The sequence below is a fragment of the Streptomyces sp. FH025 genome, assembly GCF_017427025.1.
Lineage (GTDB): Bacteria > Actinomycetota > Actinomycetes > Streptomycetales > Streptomycetaceae > Kitasatospora.
Map to the genome: position 1 here is coordinate 1 of NZ_JAFLNG010000381.1, position 7,540 is coordinate 7,540.

General features: G+C 74.7%; 9 protein-coding genes. 4 read left to right on the forward strand and 5 right to left on the reverse strand.

The window, feature by feature from the left end; genetic code table 11:
• On the reverse strand, window positions 1–671 hold a 671-nt coding region (locus J0670_RS24275), incomplete at its 3' end, for a BTAD domain-containing putative transcriptional regulator (RefSeq protein ID WP_207813777.1).
• Window positions 672–868: 197 nt separating this feature from the next.
• On the opposite strand from J0670_RS24275, the gene J0670_RS24280 reads away from it, so the two are divergent.
• Both J0670_RS24280 and J0670_RS24285 read left to right on the forward strand, forming a co-directional pair.
• On the forward strand, window positions 869–1,627 hold the full coding sequence (locus J0670_RS24280; protein WP_207813778.1) for a trans-aconitate 2-methyltransferase: 759 nt from the start codon (window positions 869–871) through the stop codon (window positions 1,625–1,627).
• A gap of 102 nt (window positions 1,628–1,729) precedes the next feature.
• Complete coding sequence (locus J0670_RS24285) at window positions 1,730–2,968, forward strand: DUF5685 family protein (RefSeq protein WP_207813779.1); 1,239 nt, start codon at window positions 1,730–1,732, stop codon at window positions 2,966–2,968.
• A gap of 157 nt (window positions 2,969–3,125) precedes the next feature.
• Here J0670_RS24285 and J0670_RS24290 read toward each other — a convergent pair whose 3' ends face one another.
• Window positions 3,126–3,263: a hypothetical protein gene (locus tag J0670_RS24290; RefSeq protein WP_207813780.1), complete on the reverse strand. Its 138-nt coding sequence runs from the start codon at window positions 3,261–3,263 to the stop codon at window positions 3,126–3,128.
• Between the two features lie 180 nt (window positions 3,264–3,443).
• Here J0670_RS24290 and J0670_RS24295 point away from each other — a divergent pair, with 180 nt between their 5' ends.
• Together J0670_RS24295 and J0670_RS24300 are read left to right on the forward strand one after the other, a co-directional pair.
• Window positions 3,444–3,659: a hypothetical protein gene (locus tag J0670_RS24295; RefSeq protein ID WP_207813781.1), complete on the forward strand. Its 216-nt coding sequence runs from the start codon at window positions 3,444–3,446 to the stop codon at window positions 3,657–3,659.
• A gap of 106 nt (window positions 3,660–3,765) precedes the next feature.
• Window positions 3,766–4,797, forward strand: coding sequence for a PD40 domain-containing protein (locus J0670_RS24300; RefSeq protein WP_207813782.1), 1,032 nt, complete (start codon window positions 3,766–3,768; stop codon window positions 4,795–4,797).
• Here J0670_RS24300 and J0670_RS24305 read toward each other — a convergent pair.
• From J0670_RS24305 to J0670_RS24315, 3 genes are all read right to left on the reverse strand, one after another.
• Window positions 4,785–5,384, reverse strand: a complete 600-nt coding sequence (locus tag J0670_RS24305) for a hypothetical protein (protein WP_307806666.1) — start codon at window positions 5,382–5,384, stop codon at window positions 4,785–4,787. The genes J0670_RS24300 and J0670_RS24305 overlap by 13 nt on opposite strands.
• A gap of 27 nt (window positions 5,385–5,411) precedes the next feature.
• Window positions 5,412–6,170 carry an alpha/beta hydrolase gene (locus tag J0670_RS24310; protein WP_207813783.1) on the reverse strand — a complete coding sequence of 253 codons (759 nt, stop codon included), beginning with the start codon at window positions 6,168–6,170 and terminating at the stop codon, window positions 5,412–5,414.
• Window positions 6,167–7,540: MFS transporter (locus J0670_RS24315; RefSeq protein WP_207813784.1), on the reverse strand; the 1,374-nt coding region annotated here is incomplete at its 5' end. The genes J0670_RS24310 and J0670_RS24315, both read right to left, overlap by 4 nt.

The following is a 7,540-nucleotide window of genomic DNA, read 5'->3' on the forward strand; positions in this document are numbered from 1 at the left end:
CCGACCCCCGAAGCCCGGGCCCTCCAGCAGACTCTGCTGGACCCCTCCCCGTCGCCGTTGCGTCCGGACCGGTGCAGCGCGGTCAGCAGGTACCGCACCAGCCGGTCGCGGAGCGGGAACTCGGAGACCAGTCTGGTCAGTTCGGCGGTGACCTCGTGGTGCCGGCCCGCCTCCAGCTCCAGTTCGTAGAGCCGCTCGATGGCGGCCAGCCGCTGCTCCTCCAGACCGGCCGCGAGTGCGGCGAAGGCCCGGCCCGGCAGCCCGTCCAGCGCGGGCCCCCGCCACAACTCCAGTGCGCCGCGCAGCAGGGAGACGGCCCGGGCGCCGGTCTCGCTCTCCGCGGCGGCGACCCTGGCCCCGAACACGCAGTGGTCCACCGCGTCCTCGTCCGCCACGAGCCGGTAGCCGGCACCGTCGGTCACGATCGGGGATCTCGGCCCGTGCCGGGATCCGAGGGTGCGGCGCAGCAGGCCGATCATGTTGCGGATCTGCCGCTCCGCGGTGGCCGGAGGGGCCTCGTCCCAGACCGCGTCGACCAGTCGGCTCACCGAGACCGTCCGGTTCGGGTGGGCCACCAGGACGGCCAGCAGGCTCCGTTGGAGCGGTCCGCCGAGCGGCAGTGGGGCGGCCGCGGCGAACACCTCCAGGGATCCCAGAATCCTGAACTCCATGCCCCTCCCCGGTCTTCCGGCTTCCCAAGGCCCGTCCGACGCTCAGGCCACGGCAGCCGGACGGCCCCGCTGATCCCGACGGCATCCTTCCGTCGGCGACCGATTGTGTCCAGAGCGCCTCGGCCCGCCAGGGTGCCTCGGCCCTCGATGTGGAACCCCCGCGCGCGGGAGGCCCGGCGCGTGCCAGGATGCTCGGCATGTCTGATCGCGCGCTGAGCTTCGGGGAGACGGCGGAGGCCTACGAGCGGTACCGGCCCGGGTATCCCGTGGAGCTGTTCGAGCTGGTGACGGAGTACGCCGGCCGTCCGGTCCGGACCGCCCTGGAGATCGGCGCCGGAACGGGCAAGGCGACCCGGCTGTTCGCCCGGCGCGGGATCGCCGTCACCGCGACCGACCCCGACCCCGCCATGCTCGCCGAACTGCGCAAGCACGTACCGGCCGACGTCCGGACGGTGCGGGCCGCGTTCGAGGACCTGCGGCCGGAGCGGGCGTACGGGCTGGTCTACGCGGCGGCGGCGCTGCACTGGACGGCTCCGGAGGGCCGGTGGTCGCGGATGGCCGAACTGCTGGAGCCGGGCGGCGTGTTCGCCTCGGTCGGCGGGCCGGTCCGACCGGCCGATCCAGAGGTGGAGGAGGCCGTCCGCGCGGCCCGGGCGCCGTTCCTGGAGAGCGACGACATCCCGTCACCGGACGGCACGCCGCCGGAGCGGGAGTTGCAGTGGCCGGGCACGGAGCTCCGGCGCTCGGAGTGGTTCACCGACGTGCGCCAGCACGTCATCGAGCGGCGCCTGACGGTGAGTGCCGAGGACTACGTCGGCCACCTCTCCACCGTCTCGGCCTACCTCATGCTGCCCGCGCTCCGGCGGGAGCAGGTGTTCGAACGCATTCGGCCGGTGCTGCCCGAGCGGGTCGAGCTCCTCGCCGACCTCACCGTCCACCTCGCGCGCCTGCGCTGACGGGCTGGCCCCTCCCGGCCCCTCCACCCTGAGCCGCCGTGATCATATGATGTCCGGCGACAAAGCGGCCGGTCAGCGGCCTGCCTGACGAGGGGGACGATCGTGTTCGGCATCATCAGACCGTGCAGACACCGGCTGTCCGAACGGCTCCAGAGCTCCTGGATGGCGCACCTGTGCGGGCTCTGCCTGGCGCTGCGCGACGACCACGGGCAGCTCGCCCGGACCGCCACCAACTACGACGGGCTGATCATCTCCGTGCTGGTCGAGGCCCAGGCCGCACGGGAGGACTCCTCCTGGCGCCGCACCGCCGGCCCGTGCCCGCTGCGCGGCATGCGGACCGCCTCCGTCGCCAAGGGCGAGGGCGCCCGGCTGGCGGCCGCCGTCTCGCTCACGCTCGCCTCGGTCAAGATCCGCGACCACGTCGAGGACCGGGACGGCGTCTTCGCCCGCCGCCCGGTCGCCGCCGGGGCGCGCGCGGTGACCAGGCGCTGGGACCGGCGGAGCGCGGGCAGCGCCTCGACGGTCGGCTTCGACACCGCCGTCCTGCTCGACGCCGCCTCCCGGCAGGGCGAGCTGGAACGCTCGCTGCGGCCCGGCGGCTCCGTGCTGCTGGTCACCGAACCCACCGAGACCGCCACCTCGGCCGCCTTCGCGCACACCGCCGTGATCGCCGGACGCCCCGGCAACGCCGCCCCGCTCGCCGAGGCCGGGCGGCTCTTCGGCCGGCTCGCCCACCTCCTCGACGCGGCCGAGGACCAGGCCGCCGACGCCGCCTCGGGCGCCTGGAACCCGCTCACCGCCACCGGCACCGACCGCGCCGAGGCCGAACGGCTCTGCCGCGACGCCGTCCACGGCATCCGGCTCGCGCTGCGCGAGGTCGAGCTGACCGACCGGGCGCTGGTCCACGTGCTGCTCGCGCACGAGACCGAGCGGGCGGTCGAGCGGGTCTTCGGCCCGGCCGCGCACACGGCGAGCTGCCGCCGTACGGGCGCCGTCGGGGAGCACCCCCAGGACGCGCCGCCGCGCGAGGCGCCCGGCCAGACGCCCGATCAGGCGCCGGTCCCGCCGTGGGTGCCGCAGGGCCCGGGCTTCACCCCGATCGGCGACAAGCCGCCGCGCCCGCGCAACCTGCTCGCCGGGTGCGCGGTGTGGGCGCTGATGGCCTGCTCCTGCCAGCTGCTCTGCTGCTCGCACGACGACCCGTTCAGCCGCGAGCGGCGCGAGGGCTTCTGCCAGCGCCACGACTGCTGCGGCAACTGCGACTGCAGCGGCTGCGACTGTGACTGCTGCGACGGCTGCGACTGCTGCGATGGCTGCGACTGCTGCGACTGCAGCTGCTGACGGTCAGTCAACAACGTTTTCCCGCACGGACTCCACCTGATCCGACGCGACCGATGGCCCGGGGCGCCCCCGCAGCGCCCCGGGCCGCTCCGCACCCTCGCGCGGCTCACCACGCCGCCAGAGCGGCACCACCACCACGGGGTGGCGCCCGTCCCCCTCAGGCATCACGCCCCGCCGCCTCCAGGTCCGTCGCCAGCGAGCTCTCCAGCCCGGCCAGCAGCCGCCGGAACCCCTCCGCGTCCTGCTCCGTCATCCGCCCCTCGGGCCCCGGCCGCTCGGCCGTCCTCTCGTCCATGCCCCCGACGCTAGGCGCCGACGATCAACGGCTGATAAACAAGGGGTCGGCGGGCGCTCCTGGGGGCAGGTCAGCCTGTTCCGGCAGACCGCCGCCCCGCCCGGCCCCGGCCTGCTGCTCTTCGACCAGGACGGGAACCTGCTCTCCGCCAACGACGAGGCCCGTCGGCACCTGGCCGAGGTGCCCGACTCACCCACCGTCAAGGCCGCGCTGGGGCTGCGGATCCCGGTGTGGATCCACAGCACCGCGCTGCGCGCCCGCGCGGTGGCCGACGGCCGCGACCACGTCAAGGCCGTCTTCGAGAAGGTCGGCGTCTCCAGTCGCGGCGAGCTGGTCGCCAAGCTGTTCACCGAGCACTACGCGCCGCTCGGCGAACAGCGCACCGAGCGGGTCTGAGGGCCCCGCGTGCTGTTCCACGGCTGTGACACGGTGAGCACCCGCCGCTGACCTCGTTCTGGGAACCTCCTACTCGACCAGCGAACAGCACCGAGGGGGACCTGGAATGTCCGTGCGCAACAGATTCGGCACCGCCGCCGCGATCGCCCTGATGTCCACGGTCGGGGCCGTGCTGCTCTCCGCCTGCGGCCCCGACAACAGCGACCCCGGGCCCACCGCCTCGCCGGGCGGCGGCACCCCCGGTACGGCGGCCCCCGACGGCTCTTCACCCTCCGGCAGCCCCGCGCCGGGCGGCAAGGAGGTCAACGGCACGTCCACCGCCAACCACCTGACCATCAGCACCGGCACCCGGACCGTCGCGATGAACGGCACCACCGTCGACTTCGGCACCGTGGTCCGCGACCTGTCGTGGTCCCCCGACGGCAAGCGGGCCGCCTTCGTCGACGGCAACGGTGACCTGGTGACCGCCGCCCCGGACGGCAGCGGGAAGACGACCGTCGCCAGGAACCCCGGCGGCGAGACCTGGTCCCACCCCAGCTGGCAGCACGCCGCCAAGGGCCCGAGCGCCGACTCCCCGGCGGACGCCACCGCGCGCTTCGACAACCTGGTGTTCGTCTCCTCCAAGGGCGGCACGCTGCGGCTGGAGAAGGTCCCCACCAAGGGCGGCACCCCCGAGGTGCTCACCCCGCGCAACTCCGAGGGCGGCAACGAGAACATGCCGCAGCCGCCGCAGACCGGCAACACCTGGGCCAACGCCGGAGGCCAACGCGGCGAGGTCGCGTACGCCAACACCCCGGCCGGCGAGGTGTACATCTACGACGACTACCTCCGCCCCAACACGCACGACATCGGCAGGGGCTCGCAGCCGGCCCTCTCCCCGGACGGCGGGCACATCGTCTTCGTCCGCTCGGTGAACGGGCACGACCACCTGTTCACCCGCTCCACCGACGACGACCAGAAGGCCGAGAAGGACCTCACCCCCGCGGCCACCACCGACTACACCGAGCCCGCGTGGTCCCCCGACGGCCGGACCGTCGCGGCCCGTACCCCGGACGGCATCAGCACGCTGCCCGCCGACGGCTCCGCCGCCCCGACGCAGGTCTCCACCGTCAAGGGCCTGCCCGCCTACCGGCCCTGAGCCCCCGCCGCACGAGCCAGCTCGGCGCGCAGCTCGGCCAGGTGCTCCTCGGCCGACTCGTGCGGCAGGAACTCGACCACGTCGAGGAAGCGGAACAGCACCCGCTCCGCGGTGACGGCGTACTCGTAGTCGCCGAAGCCGACCACCGCGCCCGTCCCGCCGCGCGCCGCCCCTCGGACGGCGGCCGCCGTCAGCCCGTCCGCCGGGCCGTCGGCGGTCACCCGGCGGCGGGCGTTGGGCCGGGCCAGGTACGGGCACACCATCGAGGCGTAGAGCATGCAGGCCCGGTGCCCCGGGCCCTCCATGGTCGGCGCCAGGTTGCGGTACGGCCGCCCCGCCGCGACCGCCTCGGCGATCGCGGTGCTCTCGGCGGCTCCCACCACCCGCCACACCGGCCCGCGTTCCATGAACTCCCCGCACACCGAACAGCGCCGCTCCAGTGCGCAGTTCGCGCTGCGCCCGTGGTCCGTCAGCGCGAACTGCGGCTGCCCGTCCCGCCACGGCGTGATCGCGGGCACCGGGTAGCCCCGCCCGTCCCTGGGGCGCGCCCCCACCCCGTCCGGCATCGGCACACGTTCGAATCGCACGCCCCATCGATACCAGGGACGGGCCCCTCAGACCAGGGGGTCCAGGTGGTCCAGGACGAAGCGGACGGCCCGGTCGGTGGTGTCGCGGAACCAGCCGGGGTCGTCGGTGTCCGGGTTGAAGAAGCCGTGCGGCGCGCCCTGGTACTCGACCAGGCGGCAGTCGTTGCCGGCGGCCCGCTGCGCGTCGCGGTAGCGGCGGGCGGAGGCGATGGGGACGAGCTGGTCGGCGGTGCCGTGGAGGAGGAGGGCGGGCGGCGTGCCGGGCCGGACCAGGTGGAGGGGTGAACAGGCCTTCGCCGCCTCCTCGGTGAGGCCGAGCATGGGCAGCAGGGGCAGCCAGGCCTCCTCCAGGAGGTCCACGGCCGGGTTGAACAGCACCAGCCCCGCGTACGGGGTCTCCTCGGAGGTCTCGCTCCCGAGCGCCAGGGCGAGTTGGCCGCCGGCCGAGCCGCCGCCGAGGAACAGCGGCGCGCCGGCGGCGCCGTGCTCGGCCGCCAGCTTCCGGGCGTGCCGGGCGACCGCCCGCGCGTCGTCGACGCAGTCGCCGACCGACCGGGCGCCCTGGCCGAGCAGGCGGTAGCCGGCGCTGAGGGCGAGGATGCCGTGGGCGGCGAGCGCCCGGGTCTGCGGGGCGAACTGCTCGGGCATGCCGGTCTGCCAGCCGCCGCCGTGGAAGAGGACCACGGCGGCGCGCGGGGGCGCGGCGGCCGGGGCGTACCCGAGCAACGGCAGGAAGTCTCCGGCCGGGGAGGGGTAGTGGGTGTGGATCTCCACGGGGTCGCTCATCGGTTCTCGGCTCCGCTGGTACGGGGGTGGGTGTCGGCCGTCGCGGCGCGCAGGGCGAGGGCCTCGCGGCGCAGCGGGCGGTGGATCAGGGTCATGAAGAGGGCGTTGGCGAGGTTGAGCACGACGACCAGCCACAGGACGGCGGTGCGCAGGCCGAAGGCCGATCCGGCGTAGCCGATGGCCAGGGTGCTCGCGGCCCAACCAGCCGACTCGGCGGACAGCATGACGGCGAAGGCCGCGCTGCGGGTCTCCGGCCGGGTGACGGCCATCAGGATCGGCCGGTTGCAGCCGGGGTTGAAGCCCTGGAGGACGCCGAGGACGCAGAACAGCACGACGTAGATCCCGATGGACGGCCAGGTGACCTGCGTGGCGAGGAGCGCGGCCACGCCCCAGCCGAGGGTGGCCAGTTGCCAGGTGAGCAGGCGTCCGGCGTCGGGCAGCCGGCGCTGGACCCGGTCGACGATCTGGCCGCCGAGCGCCGTCCCGATCAGGAAGCAGATCGCGGCGGGCGCGCTGACCAGGGAGGCCGTCGCGTTGTCGAAGTGGAAGACGTCGACGAGGTAGACGACGCCGAAGCTGACCATCGCGAGCTGGGTGTTGGCGAAGCGCTGCACGAGGATCAGCCGGAAGGTGCGGCTGCTCATCAGCTCCCGCAGCACGGCCCGGTTCAGCACCGTCGCGCCGGGGCGCGCCGGGCCGCCTCGGTGGGGCTCGGCCGCCCCGACGCCGGGGTTCTCGGCCGCACCGACGCCGGGGTTCTCGGCCGCACCGACGCCGGGGTCGCGGAAGAAGGCGGCGACCAGCAGGCCGAACGCGACGGTCACGGCGCCGGAGAGGAAGAAGCCGTAGCGCCAGCCGTTGTGGACCTCGGAGAGCAGGCCGAGTAGCGGGCCGACGACGGCGAGCAGCACGGCCACGCCCGCGTAGAGGTAGCCGGCGGCGCGGCCCCGGTGGGCGTCGTCGAACAGGTCGGCGAGGATGCCGTTGACGAGGGCGCCGCCGCCAGCGAATCCCGCGGCGGCGATCGTCGAGAGGATCAGGAGCTGGACGTAGTTCTGCGACAGTCCGGCGGCGATGCTCCAGACGCCCCACAGGCCGGAGCTGATCACCAGGACGGTCTTGCGGCTGACCCGCTGGGCGAGCATGACCCAGAGGGGGCCGGTGACCATGCCGGCGAGCTTGCCGACGGCGACCAGGGTGCCGAGGGCGGAGAGCGGGAGCCCGAGGGCCGCGCGCAGGGCGGGGAAGAGTACGGAGATCACGCTGGACTCGCTGCTGTCCATGCTGATCAGCCCGCTGAGCAGGGCGAGTTGGCGCCAGGGCCGCCGACCGCCGGGTGCCGTCCCGGGCGGCGCCGGGCCGGCCGCGAC

What these genes read in the sequence shown, in the direction of transcription:
- J0670_RS24300 (WP_207813782.1), top strand. Translation starts at nt 3,766, where the DNA reads ATGTCCGTGCGCAACAGATTCGGCACCGCCGCCGCGATCGCCCTGATG.
- J0670_RS24280 (WP_207813778.1), top strand. Translation starts at nt 869, where the DNA reads ATGTCTGATCGCGCGCTGAGCTTCGGGGAGACGGCGGAGGCCTACGAG.
- J0670_RS24310 (WP_207813783.1), bottom strand. Translation starts at nt 6,170, where the DNA reads ATGAGCGACCCCGTGGAGATCCACACCCACTACCCCTCCCCGGCCGGA.
- J0670_RS24290 (WP_207813780.1), bottom strand. Translation starts at nt 3,263, where the DNA reads ATGGACGAGAGGACGGCCGAGCGGCCGGGGCCCGAGGGGCGGATGACG.